We start from the raw sequence: 20,926 nt of genomic DNA on the forward strand, positions 1-20,926 counted from the left end.
TCTCAAAAATTAAGTTTTACATTCATTGAATAGAATTTAGTGGGAGGTGTTTGTCCATAACCACCAATACCTGCTCCTAACTCCGGGTCATTATAGCCTCTATTTTCCTTTGGTAAAAGAACTATTAAGTTTCTAGCACTTAATCCGAAGCTTAATCCTTGTAAAATTTTATTGTTAAATGCGTCACTGGGTAATGTATAGCTTAAGGCAACCTCTCTAAGTTTAAAGGCAGTAGCATCTATGATGAAGTTTTCATCTACACCAAGGAAATCACCGCTCTGCACAAACGACTGGTACTGTGAATATGCTGAAGGACCACCATAAGAAGGACCTGTAAGTACAGTTGTATTGGTAGTTCCAGAGCCCTCCACAGTGGAATTAGGAAATATAAAATAACCTCTTCCATTTTCCGCAGTAATAAAACTACGTCCTTGACCTGTCAAATTGTTGTAGATTCCAGAGTAGAATACATGACCTGTTCTAAAATCTGCTACAGCGCTCAATCTAAATCCTTTGTACGTAAATTCAGTGCCAAAATTTAATATATAATCCGGTGTTACATTGCCAAGTGTTTTTATCCCAGAGGCAACTCTAGGTGAACCATTTTGATTTAATACAACTCGGCCTTCCTCATCACGTTCATAGGCAGTACCTCTTATCACTGGCCATTCTTGACCTTGAACTGCATAGATACCTGGTGAACCTGATCCTAATATATCAGCATCGTCTGTGATTTTAGTGGCAATCGTTTGTTGTGCGGCATAACCAAAATTGAGATTCCATCTAAAGTTATCTGTCTTAATAGGTGTCAACCCGAGATCCAACTCATAAGCATTAGTTTGAGTTTCACCTACATTAACAATAGCATTAAAAACACTTGTTGCAGAGGAGACTGATGCGCTCAAGATCTGATTATCGTTGGTATAGTACGAATAACTTCCATCAAGTGTAATTCTTGGAATTCCGCCTTTTTTTAATAATTCTAAATTTAGGTTTGCTTCAAAGGTGTTAACGAATTCAGGTTCAATATTAATATCTGATGTACTAGAAGGTATTAAAAAGGAATTTATACCACCTGGATAAGGAAATGCTCCCGGTCTAAAACCGGTATCAAAAAGTTGGTGTGGATCTAACGCCGAAATATTAGCAACTTTAACATAACCTCCTGAAACTTTCATTTTATTAAAAAAATCAGACTTAATTTCTGGAAGTGCTTTGGTGGCAATAAAAGATATACCAGCAGAATAATAGAAAAAATCAATCTCATTAAGCTTCCGACCAGGAGATTGTAGTCGAGAATCCCATTCTTGTCTACCAGTTAAATTTAAAAATAAATAGTCTTTGTAATTCAAATCAATATTGGCAAATAATGCTTGTTGTCTTGATTTACGACTGAGGTCAGTCACATTTATTCCACTAGAAATATTTTCTACAGTATATAATCCAGGTAAAGTCAATAATTCACCGGCAGTTGTTTGTTGAAAACCTTCACTTTCAGTTGCATTTAATCCAATTAATGATTTCAATCCTATATCATCCGTAAGATCATAATTGAAATTTACAATAAAATCGGAATAGATATCACGAGACCTTGCAGAGGTCACACTTAAAGAGGATTGGATATCTCTACTGTCACCCGTAATGGTATACTCGGCTACATAATCATTAACATATGTGTACGAATTTCCATTTGAAGTTCTGATATTGCTTCTTAAAACAGCACTAATATTGTCATTAAATTGATATGTTAATTCCGCCGATAGATCAGCAAGTGTACTCTCACTAATTGTTCTCTGATTATCTTTCACCCAGTAAGGACTATCGCCAAAAGCTGTCCAATGATCACTATTGCTTCCAGAATCAAAATCTGTCACGACAACATCACTTGGTAGTTGAGCTAATTGACCATAAACACCATTTGCTGTATTTTGGTCAGTTAATGTTAAACGAGCATTTCCGGTGATAGAGAATTTACCAAAAGTCTTCCCAGCACTGAGAGCAAAAAAATCTTTATCGAATCTATCTTGAGGAATAACCCCATCTGTAGTTCTTCTATTTCCAGATAATGAATAGAAACCATCACTATCACCACCAGAAAATGTGATCGTGTTTTGCATTATTACTCCTGTATTGAAGAAGGGTTTCATATTATCCTTTTTAAACTCATAAGTACCATACCTAAAACTATCTACAGTAGGATAAGGTAAGCCAACTGGTTGAATGGATCCATCGTATTCAGGACCCCAAGACCCTTGGTCAAAAGCATCGACTTCACCCCAATATCCTTTTCCGTAGCGATCTTGTAATTCTGGCAAATATGCAATTTCCTCTAAAGTGACAGAGGAAGTATAATTTATATTCAGTTTTCCTTGTCCCTGTGTTCCTTTTTTTGTAGTCACGACTATCACACCGTTTCCACCTCTAGAACCATAAAGAGCAGCACCATTTGGTCCTTTCAAAATATTCATAGATTCTATGATTTCTGGATCTAAACTAGAAAGTACTCCTGCACTAGATATCACATTATCTATTACGATTAATGCGGCATTAGAGCCAGACAATGATCTTACTCCGCGTAATCGTATTTCAGTTGTTGGATTTACACCTGAGCTGATAGTGTTTATCTGTAGCCCAGATACCTTTCCTGCAAGGGATTGCACGGCATCGGGATTGTTTGCTGATGTGATTTCATCAGCCTTTAAGTTTTCATAAGCTGTGGTAATTTCATCAGGTTTTCGTTTGATACCCACAGCGGTAATAATCACTTCATCGAGTGATTCTGTGTCTTCTAGCATGGTCACATTAATGGTATTGGATGTGCCCACAACGATTTCCTGAGTCTTTAAGCCCAGGTAGGAAAAGACTAAAACATTACCTTCACTAGATTTAATGGTATAATTACCATCGAAATCGGTTTGGGTCCCAGTCGTGGTTCCTTTTACGATAATGTTAACTCCAGGTACAGGTTGTCCTGATGCGTCTGATACGGTTCCGGAGATTGTTTGTTCTTGTGCTAACGAGAGTTGCACCACTAACAGCAATAAGAGTGTTAGCGTCTTACTTAACGATAATTTCATATTATTGATTGATTTAAATTGGCCTATTTCAAATTTCACAATAAAATCCTTACCAACCAATATTAATTCTAGGTTTTTTGTTAAAATTTTAAGATTTTTCTGTTAAACTTTTGTGGATTAGAATCTTGTGGTGAGGCTCAAGTGAATTTTTGAGTCGGATAATCTGAATTTTTGATCTTCAGTTTTACCACTTGTATAATTGAAACGAAACAAACCCGCTTTTGTAAGAAGACCAAACCCAAATCCAAAACCAAAGAGCTTGCCTTTTTGTGAGGCTATTTGGTTTTCGTAATAAGCTGCATCAATTACGGAATGTATATATATGGTGTTGTTTAATTTGTATCTGTATTCCGTGTTGAGTACCATAAATAGGTTCGCGATTAAACTATTCTCCTCAAAACCTCTAATAGAGTTAATACCACCAAATCTAGGAAGTTCATTTTCCAAATAAGCGTCAGAAATCAAATAATTAGAGCTTATTCGTCCGTAGAGACTATTCTTATCGTTCAGGTTAATGATTTTAAAAGTATTGAGCGCGAATTGGGATTGCCTTTGCTTCACGTCACCAAAAGTTCGTTGTCCAATGCCTCCTGAAATATCAAACAAAAAGTTAATAGGGAAGAGAAAGTCATAATTTTGACGATCTGTATAGATATAGTTGAGATTGTAAAATTGGGATTTGTAATCTTGGATGTCCGATAGGTCATCTAATAGATTGGTAGAGGTTACCGAATTAATACCCGTAGAGATAAGATGTTTACTGTTGATTTGGTAGTTGATTTTCGCAGCTTGTGTAACTGTTACAAAAGAGGAGTCTCTTTTAAAGATATTCAAATTGAGATCTAGACCAATTGGTGAACTAAAAATGAAAGGCGCTCCAATTCTAAGATCGAAGGTTTGTTGGTCATTCTCATCACTTTTGTAAAGTAATTTTAAGGATTCACCATAGTTCAAATTATTGGTGAGATTGAGGTCCAAGTAACCGTCAAACTCAATTTTGTTCGTCGACTCATTGGTGCCAAAGCCAAGAAAGCCATCAAAGGTGTTGCTCTTCGATTTATCGATATACATATATAATATGGTAGAATCTTGAGTGAACAACACTTCTGGCTCTTTTATTTGGCTGGCAAAAGCTAAATCATTAAAAGCCGCAGTTTGCTGCTTAATTTTTTCTAAATTAAATGATTGGCCAGTTTTGATTTTTAGATAATGCGACATGTAAGCACGCGGAAATTTCTCATAACCTTTGATTACAAGTTTGTCTATTTGTCGGGACTGCTGTTTGGAAATGTTTAGGGTACCGCTTAGGGTTGTAGCATCCAGTTTCTCAATGTTATCAATAATTAAATAGCTGAAAGGGTTGCCTCTATTTGCGAGTTGGGAATTAATAAGTTGCATGGTAGATTCTATTGCTGCAATAGGAATTTCGAGCGCATTGTTTTTATTCATAAATCCCGTTAACTTCAAAATGGCAGCATCAACCATTTCCGTGTTTTGAATGACTAGGCTTTGATATTTTATTTTCAAATTGAAATGTGCCACATAAGACGAATCATTCGTTTTATTAAAACGCATGAGTTCTGATTCAATAAAACCAGCTTTGACCAATTTAGATTGAAGGTTGTCGACTTCTTGTTTTAAACTGAGGTAATCTTTAAAGGTATCTTGATAGCCTATAGAATCAATAGTTTTAACGCCTTTTTTAGATGCTTCAGTGACCTTTAAATAGATATTTTGAGCAACCAATGGATGCCATCCAGAAAAGAAAAGGAAAACATAGATAAGATGAATTTTCTTAAGCATCAAAAAGAAATATTGTTCAAATCTAACGGAAAATAATCACTATAAATATGTAGGACTTAAAATAAATTCAGAAACTTTGTAAAATTAATTGGTAATGGTTTGAAAAATTGATATTTATTTCTACCTTTGCAGCCCTCTAATGAGAGGGTTTAATAAAATTTATATAGAAATATATGCCAACAATTTCACAATTAGTACGAAAAGGAAGAGCCAAAATAACCAAGAAGAGTAAATCGGCTGCTTTAGATTCGTGTCCACAAAGACGTGGTGTGTGTACTCGTGTTTACACAACAACTCCTAAGAAACCAAACTCAGCGATGCGTAAGGTAGCTAGGGTTCGTTTAACAAACGGAAACGAGGTGAATGCATACATCGGTGGAGAAGGACACAACTTACAAGAGCACTCGATAGTATTGGTTAGAGGTGGAAGGGTAAAAGATTTGCCAGGAGTTAGATATCATATTGTTCGTGGTGCCTTAGACACAGCAGGTGTTGCAGGTAGAACACAACGTCGATCTAAGTATGGTGCAAAACGCCCTAAGAAGTAATTAAAAAACTTTAAGAAGAAGACATGAGAAAAAGACAAGCGAAAAAAAGACCGCTTTTACCGGATCCAAGATTCAATGATCAGTTAGTGACACGTTTCGTTAACATGATGATGTGGGACGGTAAAAAATCTGTTGCTTTTAAAGTGTTTTACGATGCCATTGATATCGTAGACTCTAAAAAAACAGATGATGAGAAAACAGCTTTGGAAATCTGGAAAGATGCCTTATCAAACGTTATGCCTCACGTAGAAGTACGTAGTCGTAGAGTTGGTGGTGCGACTTTTCAAATCCCAATGCAAATTCGTCCAGACCGCAAAGTATCAACTGCAATGAAATGGTTGATTAGCTACGCGAGAAAAAGAAATGAAAAATCTATGCCACAAAAATTAGCTGCTGAGATTATAGCTGCAGCTAAAGAAGAAGGTGCGGCTGTTAAAAAGAGAGTAGATACTCACAAGATGGCAGAAGCAAACAAGGCATTCTCACACTTTAGATTTTAATTAAAGATGGCACAAAGAGATTTAAAATATACAAGAAATATAGGTATTGCTGCACATATTGATGCAGGGAAAACAACAACTACAGAACGTATTCTTTTTTATACGGGAGTGTCTCACAAGATAGGTGAGGTTCACGATGGTGCTGCAACTATGGACTGGATGGAGCAAGAGCAGGAAAGAGGTATTACCATTACTTCGGCTGCAACAACTTGTACTTGGCAGTTTCCTTTAGAAAATGCACAGCCTACTCCAGAAACTAAGGGATACCACTTTAATATTATTGATACTCCTGGTCACGTGGATTTTACCGTTGAGGTAAACAGATCATTACGTGTATTAGATGGTTTGGTATTCTTATTTAGTGCAGTTGATGGTGTTGAGCCACAATCTGAAACTAACTGGAGACTTGCTGATAACTATAAAGTTCCTAGAATAGGATTCGTTAATAAAATGGATCGTCAAGGATCTAACTTCCTTGCTGTATGTCAGCAAGTGAAAGATATGTTGAAGTCTAACGCAGTTCCAATTGTATTGAATATTGGTGATGAAGCAGACTTTAAAGGTATCATTGATTTAGTGAAAAACAGAGCTATCGTTTGGCATGATGACACGCAAGGGGCAACTTTTGATGTGATTGATATTCCAGAAGATATGAAAGCTGAAGCTCGTAAGTACAGAGCGCTTCTAATTGAAGAAGTTGCAACTTACGATGAGAATCTTTTAGAAAAATTCATGGAAGATGAAGATTCTATTACTGAAGAGGAAGTGCATGCTGCACTTAGAGCTGCGGTAATGGATATGGCCATTATTCCAATGATTTGTGGTTCTGCATTTAAAAATAAAGGGGTACAGTTTTTATTAGATGCTGTATGTCGTTACTTACCATCTCCTGTTGATAAGGAAGGTATTGTAGGAACGAACCCAAATACTGGTAAAGAAGAATTGCGTAAGCCTGATGTAAGCGATCCGTTTGCAGCATTGGCATTTAAGATTGCTACAGATCCTTTCGTAGGACGTTTAGCATTCTTTAGAGCATACTCTGGTCGTTTAGATGCTGGTTCTTATATCTTGAATAACCGTTCAGGAAAGAAAGAACGTATCTCTCGAATCTACCAAATGCACTCTAATAAGCAAAATGCTATCGATTATATCGAAGCAGGTGATATTGGAGCAGCAGTAGGGTTTAAAGATATCAAGACTGGTGATACCATGACAGATGAAAAGCATCCAATTGTACTAGAATCTATGGATTTTCCAGATCCAGTAATTGGTATTGCTGTAGAGCCTAAGACGAAAGCAGATGTGGATAAATTAGGTATGGCATTAGCTAAATTATCTGAAGAAGATCCAACATTTACGGCAAGAACTGACGAAGCTTCAGGACAGACTATTATTTCTGGAATGGGTGAGCTTCACTTAGATATTATTGTAGACCGTTTAAGACGTGAGTTTAAGGTTGAAGTAAATCAAGGTCAGCCACAAGTAGAGTACAAAGAAGCAATTACGCAACGTGCAGAACACAGAGAGGTTTACAAAAAGCAATCTGGTGGACGTGGTAAATTCGCAGATATTGTATTTACGCTGGAGCCTGCGGATGAAGGTGTTGAAGGACTTCAATTTGAATCTTTAATTAAAGGTGGTAACGTTCCTAAAGAATTTATCCCTTCAATTGAGAAAGGATTCCAAATGGCAATGGTTAATGGACCATTGGCAGGATATGAAGTAGACGCGATGAAAGTGACGTTGACGGATGGTTCTTACCACGATGTCGATTCTGATCAGTTATCGTTCGAATTAGCTGCTAAGCTAGGATTTAAAAATGCTGCAAAAGCTGCGAAAGCGGTTATCATGGAGCCAATCATGAAACTTGAGGTAATCACTCCAGAAGAAAACATGGGTGATATCGTAGGTGACTTAAACCGTCGTCGTGGTCAAGTAAGTGATATGGGTGATAGAGCGGGTGCAAAAACTGTAAAAGCGACTGTGCCATTATCTGAAATGTTTGGATATGTGACAACATTGAGAACATTGTCTTCAGGTCGTGCAACATCAACTATGGAATTTTCACATTATGCAGAAACTCCTTCTAATATTTCAGAAGAGGTTATTAAAGCAGCAAAAGGCGTAGAAGCTTAAAACTAAAAGAAAATGAGTCAGAAAATTAGAATAAAATTAAAGTCTTACGATCACAATTTAGTTGACAAGTCTGCTGATAAGATTGTAAAAACAGTAAAAAGTACTGGTGCTGTGGTTACTGGACCAATTCCATTACCAACACACAAAAAGATTTTCACTGTATTGCGTTCACCGCACGTTAATAAGAAGTCGAGAGAACAATTTCAATTATCTTCTTATAAGAGATTATTGGATATCTATTCTTCATCTTCAAAAACGATTGACGCATTGATGAAACTTGAATTACCAAGTGGCGTTGAAGTTGAGATCAAGGTGTAAGTGAATCTTATCGCTTGTAAGATAAAAGCGAAACATGTCCGGAGCTGCGTGCGAAGGAAAAACGGTTAAAATACAATTCAAGGTCGGATGTATTTTCGACCTTGAATTTTAATAATAGAGTAATAACAAATAAATTAATAATTATGTCTGGGTTAATAGGAAAAAAAATCGGTATGACCAGCATTTTCGATGAAAACGGGAAGAACATTCCTTGTACAGTAATCGAAGCTGGACCATGTATCGTTACCCAAGTCAGAACCGAAGAGGTAGACGGGTACAATGCCCTTCAACTAGGTTTCGATGACAAGACAGAAAAAAGTGCTACAAAAGCGGAACTTGGTCATGCCAAGAAAGCTGGTACTTCTGTTAAAGCAAAAGTCGCGGAATTTAGAGATTTTGAAGGAGATTACAAATTAGGAGATGCTATAACAGTAGAGCACTTTATCGAAGGTGAGTATGTTGATATTGCAGGAACTTCTAAAGGTAAAGGATTCCAAGGGGTTGTAAAACGTCATGGATTTGGTGGAGTTGGTCAAGCAACGCATGGTCAGCACAACCGTTTAAGAGCTCCTGGTTCTATTGGAGCAGCTTCATATCCTGCGAGAGTATTTAAAGGAATGAAGATGGCCGGTCGTATGGGTGGCGAAAAAGTGAATGTTGAAAATTTAAGAGTCTACAAAGTAGTTCCTGAAAAGAACTTGTTAGTAGTAAAAGGTTGTGTCCCAGGACACAAAAACTCTTATGTAATTATTCAGAAGTAATGAAAGTAGCAGTTTTAGATATCAACGGAAAAGACACAGGTAGAAAAGCAGAGCTTTCTAAGGATGTGTTTGCTATTGAGCCTAACAATCATGCGGTATACTTAGACGTAAAGCAGTATTTAGCTAATCAACGTCAAGGAACGCATAAGGCAAAAGAAAGAGCAGAAATTGCAGGAAGTACACGTAAGATTAAAAAACAAAAAGGTACAGGTACGGCGAGAGCTGGTAGTATCAAGTCTGGTGTATTTAAAGGTGGTGGACGTATGTTCGGACCAAGACCAAGAAACTATAGCTTTAAATTGAATAAAAACCTGAAGCGTTTAGCACGTAAATCAGCATTATCAATGAAAGCTAATGATAAAGATATCGTTGTTTTGGAAGACTTCAATTTCGATGCTCCAAAGACGAAAAACTTTACAGCTGTATTGAAAGCACTTGATATTCAAGACAAAAAATCATTGTTTGTGTTGGGTGCGTCAAATAATAATGTATATTTGTCATCACGAAATTTTAAAGGCTCTGAAGTCATAATGAACTCAGAATTAAGCACTTACAAAATTTTAAATGCGAATAAATTAGTTCTTCTAGAGAGTTCTTTAGAAGGAATTGAAACGAATTTAAGTAAATAAGTAGACCATGAGTATCTTAATTAAACCTATCATCACTGAAAAAGCGACAACTAATAGTGAGTTGAACAACTGCTTTACATTTCAAGTGAACACCAAGGCGAACAAGGTAGAAATCAAAAAAGCAGTAGAAGCTGCTTATGGGGTCTCTGTAGAAAAAGTTCGTACGATTAATGTCCGTCCAGATCGCAATACACGTTATACAAAAACAGGTATTCAACATGGTAAAACAAATGCTGTTAAAAAGGCAATTGTACAACTGGCGGAAGGTGAAGTCATTGATTTATACACTAACATGTAATTAGACAAGAATGTCAGTAAGAAAATTAAAACCGATCACATCAGCTCAGCGTTTTAGAGTAGTAAATGGATTTGACGCCATTACTACTGATAAGCCGGAGAAGAGTTTACTCGCTCCGAATAAAAGATCTGGTGGTAGAAACAGTCAAGGAAAAATGACCATGCGCCAAATTGGTGGAGGTCACAAGAGAAAGTATCGTATTATCGATTTCCAACGTAACAAAACAGGAATTCCTGCTGAAGTTAAGTCAATCGAGTATGATCCAAACAGAACAGCTTTTATCGCATTATTGAATTATCAAGATGGTGAGAAAAGTTACATTATTGCTCAAAATGGTTTACAGGTTGGGCAGAATGTAGTGTCAGGAAGAGAAGGTGTTGCTCCAGAAATTGGAAATGCAATGCCCTTAAGTCAAATTCCATTAGGTACCATTATTTCTTGTATTGAGTTGCGTCCTGGACAAGGTGCAGTTATGGCAAGAAGTGCTGGAGCATTTGCTCAATTAATGGCAAGAGACGGTAAGTTCGCCACAGTGAAGTTGCCATCTGGTGAGACAAGAATGATACTTGCAGAGTGTATGGCAACTATTGGAGTGATTTCTAACTCTGATCATCAATTAACAGTATCTGGTAAAGCAGGTAGAAGTAGATGGTTAGGTAGAAGACCAAGAGTAAGACCAGTAGTGATGAACCCAGTAGATCACCCAATGGGTGGTGGTGAAGGTAAATCTTCAGGAGGACACCCAAGATCTAGAAATGGTATTCCAGCTAAAGGTTACAGAACACGCTCTAGAACCAAAGCGAGTAATAAGTATATTGTAGAACGTAGAAAGAAATAATTGAGATAATATGGCACGTTCATTAAAAAAAGGACCTTACATCCATTATAAATTGAATAAGAAAGTTGAGGAGAATGTCGCTTCTAACAAAAAAACGGTTATCAAAACATGGTCTAGAGCCTCAATGATATCACCTGATTTTGTTGGACAAACGATAGCAGTTCACAACGGACGTCAATTCGTACCAGTTTACGTAACTGAAAACATGGTAGGTCATAAGTTAGGAGAATTTTCACCAACACGATCTTTTAGAGGTCACGCAGGTGCAAAAAATAAAGGAAAAAAATAGTAAGCTATGGGAAGTCGTAAAAAACAAATGGCAGACGCTATTAAGGAAGACAGAAAGAAAGTTGCATTTGCAAAGTTGAATAACTGTCCTACCTCTCCAAGAAAAATGCGCTTAGTAGCGGATTTGGTAAGAGGAAAAGAAGCTGAAAAAGCATTACAAATCTTGAGATTTAGCCAAAAGGAAGCCTCACGCAGATTAGAGAAATTAGTACTTTCTGCGATTGCTAACTGGCAAGCTAAAAATGAAGATGCAACGATAGAAGATGCAGATTTATTTGTTCAAGAAATTAGAGTTGATGGTGGATCAATGTTGAAAAGATTGCGTCCAGCACCTCAAGGTCGTGCACACAGAATAAGAAAGAGATCTAATCACGTAACAGTTGTGATTGGAGCTAAAAATAACACACAAGCTTAAATAGAGATATGGGACAAAAGACAAATCCAATCGGAAATCGTTTAGGAATTATCAGAGGATGGGAATCCAACTGGTATGGTGGAAATGATTATGGAGATAAACTTGCTGAAGACGATAAAATCAGAAAGTATATCCATGCTCGTTTATCAAAAGCTAGTGTATCCAGAGTAATTATTGAGCGTACGCTTAAACTTGTAACCGTTACTATCACTACTGCCAGACCTGGTATCATTATCGGTAAAGGTGGCCAAGAGGTAGACAAGTTAAAAGAAGAGCTTAAAAATATCACTGGAAAAGAAGTTCAGTTAAACATCTTTGAGATTAAAAGACCTGAACTCGATGCGTTCTTAGTAGGATCCAGCGTTGCACGTCAAATAGAGAATCGTATTTCTTACAGACGTGCTATCAAAATGGCTATTGCTGCTGCGATGCGTATGAATGCAGAAGGAATCAAAATCCAGATTAGTGGTCGTTTGAATGGTGCTGAAATGGCACGTAGCGAGCACTACAAAGAAGGACGTATTCCTTTATCGACATTTAGAGCCGATATTGATTATGCTTTAGTTGAAGCACATACTACTTACGGTAGATTAGGTGTGAAAGTATGGATCATGAAAGGTGAAGTGTACGGAAAAAGAGAACTTTCTCCATTAGTTGGCTTGTCTAAGAAACAAGGTGGCAAGTCTGGAGGACGCGGTGGGAACAAATCTCGTCGTAGAAAGTAATTTTTAAAGAAAAGTAAGATGTTACAACCGAAAAGAACAAAATTTCGTAAGGTCCAAAAAGGACGTATGAAAGGAAATACCGGAAGAGGACACACATTGTCTAATGGTATGTTTGGGATAAAATCTTTAGATGCTAATTTCTTGACATCACGTCAGCTTGAGGCAGCGCGTATTGCTGCAACACGTTACATGAAGAGAGAAGGTCAGTTATGGATTAAAGTGTTTCCAGACAAGCCAATTACCAAGAAACCATTAGAAGTACGTATGGGTAAAGGTAAAGGTGCTGTAGAATATTGGGTAGCTGTTGTTAAACCAGGAAGAATTATCTTCGAAGTGGGTGGAGTCCCATTAGAAGTTGCGAAAGAGGCCTTACGTTTAGCGGCACAAAAGTTACCAGTTAAAACTAAGTTTTTAATAGCTCGAGATTACGAAGCTTAAAATTAAAGTATGATGAAACAAGCAGAAATTACACAGCTATCAGTAACTGAGTTGCAAGAAAAACTTAGCGAAACCAAAAAGAGTTATGCAGAGCTAAAAATGGCACATGCAGTCTCTCCATTAGATAACCCAATTCAGTTACGAAACGTTAGACGTTCAGTAGCAAGAATTGCAACAGAATTAACTAAAAGAGAAATACAATAATTGTATTCTGGCTGAAAGATGGAAAAAAGAAATTTAAGAAAAGAGCGTATAGGAGTTGTTACTAGTAACAAAATGCAGAAATCAATCGTGGTTTCAGAAGTTAAAAAAGTAAAACACCCTATGTACGGAAAGTTCGTTTTGAAAACAAAGAAATATGTTGCTCACGACGAAACAAACGACTGTAACATTGGAGATACAGTAAAGATCATGGAAACAAGACCTTTAAGTAAATCTAAATGTTGGAGATTAGTAGAAATAATTGAAAGAGCGAAGTAATTATGGTACAACAAGAATCAAGATTAAAAGTAGCTGATAACACTGGAGCAAAAGAGGTTTTAACCATTCGTGTTCTAGGTGGTACAAAAAGAAGATACGCTTCTATTGGAGACAAAATTGTGGTCTCAGTAAAAGATGCGACTCCTAATGGAAACATTAAAAAAGGAGCAGTATCAACAGCAGTAGTTGTTCGTACTAAGAAAGAAGTTAGACGTCCAGATGGATCTTATATTAGATTTGATGACAATGCTTGTGTCCTTTTAAATCCAACAGGAGAAATGAGAGGTACACGTGTTTTTGGACCTGTAGCTAGAGAACTTCGTGATAGACAATTCATGAAAATTGTTTCATTAGCACCAGAAGTGCTTTAATGACTAATAAAATGACAAAGTTTAAAATTAAATCAGGAGATACAGTAAGAGTAATTGCCGGAGATCATAAAGGTACTGAAGGCAATGTTCTTAAAGTATTAAAGGATAAAAACAAAGCCATCGTAGAAGGTGTGAACATGGTTAAGAAACATACGAAACCAAGTGCACAGAATCCTCAAGGTGGTATTGTAGAGAAAGAAGCACCAATCCACATGTCTAATTTATCGTTGTTAACTTCGAAAGGAGAAACGACAAGAGTTGGTTACAAAATGGAAGGTGACAAGAAAGTAAGATTTTCAACAAAATCAAATGAAGTAATATAGTTATGGCTTATATTCCAAGATTAAAACAAGAGTACAAGGACAAAGTAGTTTCTGCTCTTACAGAAGAATTCGGATATAAAAACGTCATGCAAGTTCCTAAACTAAAAAAGATTGTTTTATCTAAAGGTGTTGGAGCTGCCGTTGCCGATAAGAAATTGATTGACCATGCGGTTGATGAGTTAACAATGATTACGGGTCAAAAAGCTGTAGCAACCTTATCTAAGAAGGATGTCGCTTCTTTTAAGTTACGTAAAGGAATGCCAATTGGTGCTCGCGTTACTTTAAGAGGAGAGCAAATGTATGAGTTCTTAGATCGTTTGGTGACTTCAGCCTTACCACGTGTTAGAGATTTCAATGGTATCAAAGCAACTGGTTTTGATGGTAGAGGAAACTATAACCTTGGTGTTGTTGAGCAAATCATCTTCCCAGAAATAAACATTGATAAAATCAATAAAATTTCTGGTATGGATATTACTTTTGTAACGTCTGCAGAAACAGATAAAGAAGCAAAATCGTTATTAACTGAATTGGGATTACCATTTCAAAAGAACTAAGATATGGCTAAAGAATCAATGAAAGCCCGTGAGGTAAAAAGAGCAAAAACAGTAGCTAAATATGCTGAAAAACGTAAAGCTTTAAAAGAAGCTGGAGATTACGAAGCATTACAAAAGTTACCTAAAAATGCCTCTCCTATCCGTCAGCACAACAGATGTAAATTGACAGGTAGACCTAAAGGGTATATGAGAGTGTTTGGAATTTCACGTGTAATGTTCCGTGAAATGGCCAATCAAGGGTTGATTCCAGGTGTGAAGAAAGCATCTTGGTAAAACCTATCGTTTAACGACGATAACAATTAAGAATTATAAATTGGTTGAAGGTTCGATAGATTATCGAAAACCACTCCCGCAAATTAATACAAATGAATACAGATCCAATTGCTGATTACTTAACAAGAATCAGAAATGCAGTAAAAGCCAACCATAGAGTTGTTGAGATTCCTGCATCAAACTTAAAAAAGGAGATAACTAAAATCTTATTCGATCAAGGATATATTTTAAGTTACAAATTTGACGACTCGTCTGTACAAGGAACTATCAAGATAGCCCTTAAGTACAACAAAGACACAAAGGAGTCTGTCATCAAAAAAATTCAAAGAATCAGTACACCAGGTTTACGAAAGTATGCTGGCGCGAATGAAATGCCGAGAATTCTTAACGGATTAGGTATTGCTATTGTTTCTACATCTCATGGTGTAATTACAGGTAAGCAAGCGCAACGTGAGAACGTAGGTGGTGAATTATTGTGTTACGTTTACTAATTTAAAGCAGAAGAACAATGTCAAGAATAGGAAATAACCCAGTAGCCATTCCAGAAGGCGTAACAGTCGATGTTAAGGATAATGTCGTTACTGTTAAAGGTAAATTAGGAGAATTAACACAGCACTACGATACTGTTGAAATTAAAGTTGAAGACGGAAACGTTTTGGTAACAAGATCTTCAGATAATAAAGAAAACAAATCTAAGCACGGTTTATACAGATCTTTAATGAGAAACATGATTGAAGGTGTTTCTAAAGGATGGACGAAAGAATTAGAGCTTGTTGGTGTAGGTTATAGAGCAACAAACCAAGGTCAGAAATTAGATATGGCTTTAGGATTCTCTCACAATATCATTATGGATATTGCACCAGAAGTGAAAATTGAAACCATTTCAGAAAAAGGTAAAAACCCAATAGTTAAATTAACATCTCACGATAAACAATTAGTTGGACAAGTAGCTGCGAAAATTCGCGGATTTAGAAAACCAGAACCTTACAAAGGAAAAGGTGTTAAGTTTGTTGGTGAAGAATTAAGAAGAAAAGCAGGTAAATCAGCTTAAAAAATTAGTTATGGCATTAACAAAGAACGAAAAAAGACTAAGAATAAAAAGCAGAATACGTAAGGTTGTTTCTGGTACAGAAGCAAGACCTCGTTTAGCTGTTTATAGAAGTAATAAAGAGATTTATGCTCAATTGGTTGATGATGTTACAGGTAAAACTTTAGCAGCAGCATCTTCAAGAGATAAAGCAATTGCTTCAGAAAAAGGAACGAAATCAGAAATAGCTGCCTTAGTTGGGAAAGCTGTTGCTGAAAGAGCCATCAAGGCAGGTATCAATACAATTTCTTTTGATAGAGGTGGATACCAATATCACGGAAGAGTAAAATCATTAGCTGAAGGCGCAAGAGAAGGCGGACTTAAATTCTAAGACACTATGTATCAAAAATATAAAAACGCAGAATTAGTAAAACCAAGTGGAATTGATTTAAAAGATCGTCTTGTTGGTGTACAAAGAGTTACAAAAGTAACAAAAGGTGGTAGAGCTTTCGGTTTTTCAGCGATCGTAGTGGTTGGTGATGAAGCTGGAGTTGTAGGTCACGGTTTAGGAAAATCTAAAGACGTAGCAACAGCAATCGCAAAAGCGGTTGAAGATGCTAAGAAAAATTTAGTACGTATTCCGATCATTAAAGGGACCTTACCTCATGAACAAAAAGGTAAATACGGTGGTGCGAGAGTAAATATCATACCTGCTGCACCTGGTACCGGAGTAATTGCTGGTGGAGCTGTAAGAACAGTTTTGGAAGCCGTTGGTGTACACGATGTATTATCTAAATCTCAAGGATCTTCTAACCCTCACAACGTAGTTAAAGCAACTTTCGATGCATTATTGCAATTAAGAGATGCCAATGCTATTGCGAAAGACAGAGGAATTTCCCTTGAAAAAGTGTTTAATGGTTAATCAATAAGGACGATGGCAAAGATTAAAGTAACAAAAGTAAAAAGCGCAATCAATCGTACGCAAACTCAAAAGAGAACTTTAGAGGCTCTTGGGTTGAAAAGAATTGGTCAAACAATCGAACACGATGCGTCACCAAGTATTCTTGGGATGGTAAGTAAAGTTTCACATTTAGTTTCTGTTGAAGAAACAAAATAATAAGATACAATGAACTTAAGTAATTTAAAACCAGCAGAAGGTTCTGTTAAGAATCAAGGTAAAAGAGTAGGTCGAGGACAAGGTTCTGGAAAAGGTGGTACCGCAACACGTGGTCACAAAGGAGCTAAATCACGTTCTGGTTACTCTAAGAAATTAGGTTTCGAAGGTGGTCAAATGCCACTTCAAAGACGAGTTCCTAAATTTGGATTCACAAATATTAATCGTGTAGAGTATCAAGGAATAAACTTGGACAAATTACAAGAATTAGTAGACAACAAGAAAATAAAGGATGCAGTTGATTTTCAAACGCTAGTAGAATTAGGTTTGGCAGGAAAGAATGAAATGGTAAAAATTCTTGGTCGTGGCGAGTTAAAATCAAAATTAACAGTAACTGCTCATAAATTTACGGCGACAGCAAAAGCTGCGATTGAAGCTGCAGGCGGTGAAGCTGTAACTTTATAAGACCCCTTGAGTATGAAAATTATAGATACATTAAAAAATGTTTGGAAGATAACTGAGCTAAAAGACAGGATCATATTAACACTTGGTCTACTTTTAGTGTACCGTTTTGGTGCTCAAGTTGTTTTACCAGGTATTGATGCAAGTCAACTTGCGGGTTTAGCTGAAGGTGCTGATGGTGGTATATTAGGAATTCTTAATATGTTTACTGGTGGTGCATTCGCCAATGCTTCTGTATTCGCCTTAGGTATTATGCCTTACATCTCAGCCTCAATTGTCGTGCAATTAATGGGAATTGCGATTCCTTATTTGCAGAAACTTCAAAAAGAGGGTGCGAGCGGACAAAAGAAAATCACACAGATCACTCGTTGGTTAACTATAATTATTTGTTTATTCCAAGCGCCAGGATATTTGGCGAGTTTGCAACCAGCATTTGGTATTCCTTCATCGGCATTTTTATTGGGAACAGGACCTACGTTCTATATTTCTTCAGTAATTATTCTAGTGACAGGATGTATTTTTGCAATGTGGTTGGGTGAAAAGATCACAGATAAAGGTATCGGAAATGGTATTTCTTTATTGATTATGGTTGGTATTATTGCCACTTTACCGCAATCATTCATTCAAAATGCAGCATCTCGTTTAGATGGTGGTGGAAATGGTGGTTTAATGATGATCTTAATCGAACTCGTCGTTTGGTTTGTCATTATTTTACTCTCAATTATGTTAGTGATGGCAGTTCGTAAGATTGCTGTACAGTATGCCAGAAGAACGGCATCTGGAGGTTATGAAAAGAACGTATTTGGAAATAGACAATTCTTACCATTGAAATTGAATGCATCAGGAGTGATGCCAATTATCTTTGCTCAAGCGATTATGTTTGTGCCAAGTTTAATCGGAAAATCTTTTGGTTCGTCAAGTGAAGTTGGACAATGGATGCAACAACAATTTAGTGATCCTTTCGGATTATGGTATAATGTAGTGTTTGCATTGTTGATTATCATATTTACGTATTTCTATACGGCGATTACTGTTCCAACCAATAAAATGGCAGATGATTTAAAGAGAAGTGGCGGTTTTATTCCAGGGATCAGACCAGGAACAGAAACTTCTGAATATCTAGATAAAATAATGTCTCAAATAACCTTACCAGGTTCTATATTTTTAGCTTTAATCGCTGTGTTCCCAGCTGTCATTGTTAAAATTATGAACGTACAAGGTGGATGGGCATTATTCTTTGGTGGCACATCGCTACTAATTATGGTTGGAGTTGCGATAGATACCATGCAACAAATCAATTCATACTTGTTGAATAAACATTATGATGGTTTGATGAAAACAGGTAAAAACAGAAAAGCAGTCGCTTAATGTAAATACTAATTTAGAGATTAGTCAAAGGAAATTTTAGGCAAGGTATTTGCAATTCCTAAGATTAAACACTAAAATATATAATATGGCAAAACAAGCAGCAATAGAACAAGACGGATCAATCATCGAAGCATTGTCAAATGCGATGTTCCGAGTTGAACTAGAAAATGGTCACATAGTGACAGCACACATTTCAGGTAAAATGCGTATGCATTACATTAAGTTGTTACCTGGAGACAAAGTAAAATTGGAAATGAGTCCTTATGATTTAACAAAGGCTCGAATAACTTATAGATACTAAAACGATAAGTCGCTTATCGCTTTGGTAAAAAATTAATAAGACAAGATGAAAGTAAGAGCATCAATTAAAAAAAGAAGTGCAGACTGTAAATTAGTCCGCAGAAAAGGTAGACTTTACGTCATTAACAAAAAGAATCCTAGATTCAAACAAAGACAAGGGTAATTATGGCAAGAATTGCAGGTGTAGACATACCAAAACAGAAAAGAGGAGTAATCTCTTTAACTTATATCTATGGAATAGGTAGAAGTAGAGCACAAGAAATTTTAGCAAACGCTAAAGTAGACGAAAGCATCAAAGTACAAGATTGGACAGACGAGCAAATTGGAGCCATCCGTGATGCGGTTGGATCTTATACTATTGAAGGTGAGTTACGTTCTGAAACACAATTGAACATTAAGCGATTAATGGATATTGGATGTTACAGAGGTATTCGTCATAGAGCTGGACTTCCATTAAGAGGTCAGAGAACAAAAAACAACTCTAGAACGAGAAAAGGTAGAAGAAAAACTGTTGCTAACAAGAAAAAAGCAACTAAATAATCAATAGACATTAGTCATTAGTTTTAGCGTTAGAGGAATCTGTTCGAAATAGCAATGTTTAGGATTCTAAAAACATTAAAAAACTAACAACTAGAAACTTTAAAATATGGCAAAGTCAAGTACAAAAAAACGTAAAGTCATCGTAGATGCGGTTGGAGAAGCGCACGTAGCAGCATCTTTTAACAACATCATCATCTCTTTAACAAACAAAAAAGGAGATGTTATTTCATGGTCATCAGCTGGTAAAATGGGATTCAGAGGTTCTAAAAAGAACACACCTTATGCTGCACAATTAGCTGCGGAAGACGCTGCAGGTGTTGCTAAAGAAGCTGGACTAAAGAAAGTTAAGGTTTACGTTAAAGGTCCTGGAAATGGTAGAGAATCTGCCATCCGATCTATTCATAATGCAGGTATTGAAGTAACAGAAATTATTGATGTTACGCTATTACCACACAATGGATGTCGACCTCCAAAAAGAAGAAGAGTATAATTTATCCGTAAAGAATTAATATCAACTGTTTTAAATGGTTGATATTAATTTTTTATATGTAAATTTGCAAACTGAAAAATAATAATAACAAGTATCAACGAGAGATTAACGTTTGTCGAAGGATAAGATTAAGACCTTAATTCACAAGCACTCTCAAAACAAATTTTAAAATGGCAAGATATACTGGTCCTAAAACTAAAATAGCCCGAAAATTCGGTGAAGCTATCTTTGGAGATGATAAAGCTTTTGAAAAAAGAAATTATCCTCCAGGTCAACACGGAGCTAACAAGCGTCGTGGTAAAAAATCTGAATATGCAATCCAATTAATGGAGAAGCAAAAAGCGAAGTATACTTATGGTATATTAGAAAAGCAATTCAGAAACATGTTCAAAAAAGCAACAGCTGCTCAAGGTATTACGGGTGAAGTATTACTTCAACTTTGTGAGTCTCGTTTAGACAATGTTACTTTTAGAATGGGATTGTCACCATCACGTAGTGGTGCAAGACAATTGGTATCACACAGACACATTACTGTCAATGGTGAGATCGTTAACATTCCTTCTTACCAATTAAAAGCAGGTGATGTTGTCGCTGTAAGAGAGAAATCAAAGTCTCTTGAATCTATTCAAAATTCTTTAGCTAATTCAAGCAATGTATACGAGTGGATTACATGGAACAACGATACAAAACAAGGAACCTATGTTTCAGTTCCTGAACGTATCCAGATTCCAGAAAATATCAACGAGCAATACATCGTCGAATTATACTCTAAATAATAATTAATCATATTGGTAGTCGGCCAAAGGATTTATTAGTCTTCTTCAAACTTATAAATCGCGCAACCGACTCA

At 36.5% G+C, this 20,926-nt stretch carries 32 protein-coding genes; 30 read left to right on the top strand and 2 right to left on the bottom strand.

Features of this window, described 5'->3' with window-relative positions:
• Positions 1-2: 2 nt before the first annotated feature.
• Both ACU8DI_RS11895 and ACU8DI_RS11900 read right to left on the bottom strand, forming a co-directional pair.
• Positions 3-3,077: a SusC/RagA family TonB-linked outer membrane protein gene (locus tag ACU8DI_RS11895; protein WP_447113007.1), complete on the bottom strand. Its 3,075-nt coding sequence runs from the start codon at positions 3,075-3,077 to the stop codon at positions 3-5.
• A 117-nt stretch (positions 3,078-3,194) separates the two neighbouring features.
• The gene (locus ACU8DI_RS11900; protein WP_447113008.1) at positions 3,195-4,880 is read right to left on the bottom strand and encodes a POTRA domain-containing protein; all 1,686 of its coding nucleotides are present in this window, start codon (positions 4,878-4,880) and stop codon (positions 3,195-3,197) included.
• A gap of 173 nt (positions 4,881-5,053) precedes the next feature.
• On the opposite strand from ACU8DI_RS11900, the gene rpsL reads away from it, so the two are divergent.
• The 30 genes from rpsL (at position 5,054) to rpsD (ending at position 20,852) form a co-directional block, all read left to right on the top strand.
• Positions 5,054-5,428, top strand: a complete 375-nt coding sequence (gene rpsL / locus ACU8DI_RS11905; protein ID WP_008269190.1) for a 30S ribosomal protein S12 — start codon at positions 5,054-5,056, stop codon at positions 5,426-5,428.
• 23 nt (positions 5,429-5,451) lie between these two features.
• Positions 5,452-5,928 (top strand): 30S ribosomal protein S7, encoded by a 477-nt coding sequence (gene rpsG / locus ACU8DI_RS11910; RefSeq protein ID WP_447113009.1) that lies wholly within the window; start codon positions 5,452-5,454, stop codon positions 5,926-5,928.
• A gap of 6 nt (positions 5,929-5,934) precedes the next feature.
• On the top strand, positions 5,935-8,064 hold the full coding sequence (fusA, locus tag ACU8DI_RS11915; RefSeq protein WP_447113010.1) for an elongation factor G: 2,130 nt from the start codon (positions 5,935-5,937) through the stop codon (positions 8,062-8,064).
• 12 nt (positions 8,065-8,076) lie between these two features.
• Complete coding sequence (gene rpsJ / locus ACU8DI_RS11920; protein WP_007650482.1) at positions 8,077-8,382, top strand: 30S ribosomal protein S10; 306 nt, start codon at positions 8,077-8,079, stop codon at positions 8,380-8,382.
• A 143-nt stretch (positions 8,383-8,525) separates the two neighbouring features.
• Positions 8,526-9,143, top strand: coding sequence for a 50S ribosomal protein L3 (gene rplC / locus ACU8DI_RS11925; protein ID WP_447113011.1), 618 nt, complete (start codon positions 8,526-8,528; stop codon positions 9,141-9,143).
• Positions 9,143-9,772, top strand: coding sequence for a 50S ribosomal protein L4 (gene rplD, locus ACU8DI_RS11930; protein WP_447113012.1), 630 nt, complete (start codon positions 9,143-9,145; stop codon positions 9,770-9,772). The genes rplC and rplD overlap by 1 nt, the downstream gene beginning before the upstream one ends.
• Before the next feature lie 7 nt (positions 9,773-9,779).
• Positions 9,780-10,070, top strand: coding sequence for a 50S ribosomal protein L23 (gene rplW, locus ACU8DI_RS11935; protein WP_447113013.1), 291 nt, complete (start codon positions 9,780-9,782; stop codon positions 10,068-10,070).
• Between the two features lie 10 nt (positions 10,071-10,080).
• Positions 10,081-10,908 (top strand): 50S ribosomal protein L2, encoded by an 828-nt coding sequence (gene rplB / locus ACU8DI_RS11940; RefSeq protein WP_447113014.1) that lies wholly within the window; start codon positions 10,081-10,083, stop codon positions 10,906-10,908.
• A 10-nt stretch (positions 10,909-10,918) separates the two neighbouring features.
• A complete protein-coding gene (gene rpsS, locus ACU8DI_RS11945) occupies positions 10,919-11,197 on the top strand; it encodes a 30S ribosomal protein S19 (protein WP_260097707.1) in 279 nt (92 codons plus the stop codon).
• A 6-nt stretch (positions 11,198-11,203) separates the two neighbouring features.
• Positions 11,204-11,611: a 50S ribosomal protein L22 gene (gene rplV, locus ACU8DI_RS11950; protein ID WP_447113015.1), complete on the top strand. Its 408-nt coding sequence runs from the start codon at positions 11,204-11,206 to the stop codon at positions 11,609-11,611.
• An 8-nt stretch (positions 11,612-11,619) separates the two neighbouring features.
• Complete coding sequence (gene rpsC, locus ACU8DI_RS11955; protein ID WP_447113016.1) at positions 11,620-12,336, top strand: 30S ribosomal protein S3; 717 nt, start codon at positions 11,620-11,622, stop codon at positions 12,334-12,336.
• A gap of 18 nt (positions 12,337-12,354) precedes the next feature.
• Complete coding sequence (gene rplP / locus ACU8DI_RS11960; RefSeq protein ID WP_447113017.1) at positions 12,355-12,774, top strand: 50S ribosomal protein L16; 420 nt, start codon at positions 12,355-12,357, stop codon at positions 12,772-12,774.
• A 12-nt stretch (positions 12,775-12,786) separates the two neighbouring features.
• Positions 12,787-12,978, top strand: coding sequence for a 50S ribosomal protein L29 (gene rpmC, locus ACU8DI_RS11965; RefSeq protein WP_447113081.1), 192 nt, complete (start codon positions 12,787-12,789; stop codon positions 12,976-12,978).
• A gap of 18 nt (positions 12,979-12,996) precedes the next feature.
• Complete coding sequence (gene rpsQ / locus ACU8DI_RS11970; protein WP_073085362.1) at positions 12,997-13,254, top strand: 30S ribosomal protein S17; 258 nt, start codon at positions 12,997-12,999, stop codon at positions 13,252-13,254.
• Positions 13,255-13,256: 2 nt separating this feature from the next.
• Positions 13,257-13,625, top strand: a complete 369-nt coding sequence (gene rplN, locus ACU8DI_RS11975) for a 50S ribosomal protein L14 (RefSeq protein WP_028871112.1) — start codon at positions 13,257-13,259, stop codon at positions 13,623-13,625.
• Between the two features lie 11 nt (positions 13,626-13,636).
• On the top strand, positions 13,637-13,948 hold the full coding sequence (gene rplX / locus ACU8DI_RS11980) for a 50S ribosomal protein L24 (RefSeq protein ID WP_447113018.1): 312 nt from the start codon (positions 13,637-13,639) through the stop codon (positions 13,946-13,948).
• 2 nt (positions 13,949-13,950) lie between these two features.
• The gene (gene rplE, locus ACU8DI_RS11985) at positions 13,951-14,502 is read left to right on the top strand and encodes a 50S ribosomal protein L5 (protein ID WP_447113019.1); all 552 of its coding nucleotides are present in this window, start codon (positions 13,951-13,953) and stop codon (positions 14,500-14,502) included.
• Positions 14,503-14,505: 3 nt separating this feature from the next.
• On the top strand, positions 14,506-14,775 hold the full coding sequence (rpsN, locus tag ACU8DI_RS11990; RefSeq protein ID WP_447113020.1) for a 30S ribosomal protein S14: 270 nt from the start codon (positions 14,506-14,508) through the stop codon (positions 14,773-14,775).
• Positions 14,776-14,867: 92 nt separating this feature from the next.
• Entirely contained in the window at positions 14,868-15,266 is a 399-nt protein-coding gene (rpsH, locus tag ACU8DI_RS11995; protein ID WP_447113021.1) for a 30S ribosomal protein S8, read from the top strand.
• A gap of 17 nt (positions 15,267-15,283) precedes the next feature.
• Positions 15,284-15,826 (top strand): 50S ribosomal protein L6, encoded by a 543-nt coding sequence (gene rplF, locus ACU8DI_RS12000; RefSeq protein WP_447113022.1) that lies wholly within the window; start codon positions 15,284-15,286, stop codon positions 15,824-15,826.
• Positions 15,827-15,836: 10 nt separating this feature from the next.
• The gene (rplR, locus tag ACU8DI_RS12005; RefSeq protein WP_447113023.1) at positions 15,837-16,193 is read left to right on the top strand and encodes a 50S ribosomal protein L18; all 357 of its coding nucleotides are present in this window, start codon (positions 15,837-15,839) and stop codon (positions 16,191-16,193) included.
• A gap of 6 nt (positions 16,194-16,199) precedes the next feature.
• Positions 16,200-16,724 carry a 30S ribosomal protein S5 gene (rpsE, locus tag ACU8DI_RS12010; protein WP_447113024.1) on the top strand — a complete coding sequence of 175 codons (525 nt, stop codon included), beginning with the start codon at positions 16,200-16,202 and terminating at the stop codon, positions 16,722-16,724.
• Positions 16,725-16,736: 12 nt separating this feature from the next.
• Entirely contained in the window at positions 16,737-16,919 is a 183-nt protein-coding gene (gene rpmD, locus ACU8DI_RS12015) for a 50S ribosomal protein L30 (protein WP_447113025.1), read from the top strand.
• A 9-nt stretch (positions 16,920-16,928) separates the two neighbouring features.
• Positions 16,929-17,381, top strand: coding sequence for a 50S ribosomal protein L15 (gene rplO / locus ACU8DI_RS12020; RefSeq protein ID WP_447113026.1), 453 nt, complete (start codon positions 16,929-16,931; stop codon positions 17,379-17,381).
• A 12-nt stretch (positions 17,382-17,393) separates the two neighbouring features.
• Positions 17,394-18,746, top strand: coding sequence for a preprotein translocase subunit SecY (gene secY / locus ACU8DI_RS12025; protein WP_447113027.1), 1,353 nt, complete (start codon positions 17,394-17,396; stop codon positions 18,744-18,746).
• A gap of 85 nt (positions 18,747-18,831) precedes the next feature.
• Complete coding sequence (gene infA / locus ACU8DI_RS12030; protein WP_026753784.1) at positions 18,832-19,047, top strand: translation initiation factor IF-1; 216 nt, start codon at positions 18,832-18,834, stop codon at positions 19,045-19,047.
• 45 nt (positions 19,048-19,092) lie between these two features.
• A complete protein-coding gene (gene ykgO, locus ACU8DI_RS12035; protein ID WP_081990159.1) occupies positions 19,093-19,209 on the top strand; it encodes a type B 50S ribosomal protein L36 in 117 nt (38 codons plus the stop codon).
• A gap of 2 nt (positions 19,210-19,211) precedes the next feature.
• A complete protein-coding gene (rpsM, locus tag ACU8DI_RS12040) occupies positions 19,212-19,586 on the top strand; it encodes a 30S ribosomal protein S13 (RefSeq protein WP_447113028.1) in 375 nt (124 codons plus the stop codon).
• A 106-nt stretch (positions 19,587-19,692) separates the two neighbouring features.
• On the top strand, positions 19,693-20,076 hold the full coding sequence (rpsK, locus tag ACU8DI_RS12045; protein WP_447113029.1) for a 30S ribosomal protein S11: 384 nt from the start codon (positions 19,693-19,695) through the stop codon (positions 20,074-20,076).
• 170 nt (positions 20,077-20,246) lie between these two features.
• Positions 20,247-20,852: a 30S ribosomal protein S4 gene (gene rpsD, locus ACU8DI_RS12050; protein WP_447113030.1), complete on the top strand. Its 606-nt coding sequence runs from the start codon at positions 20,247-20,249 to the stop codon at positions 20,850-20,852.
• Positions 20,853-20,926: the final 74 nt, after the last annotated feature.

Source organism: Psychroserpens sp. BH13MA-6 (assembly GCF_052983595.1).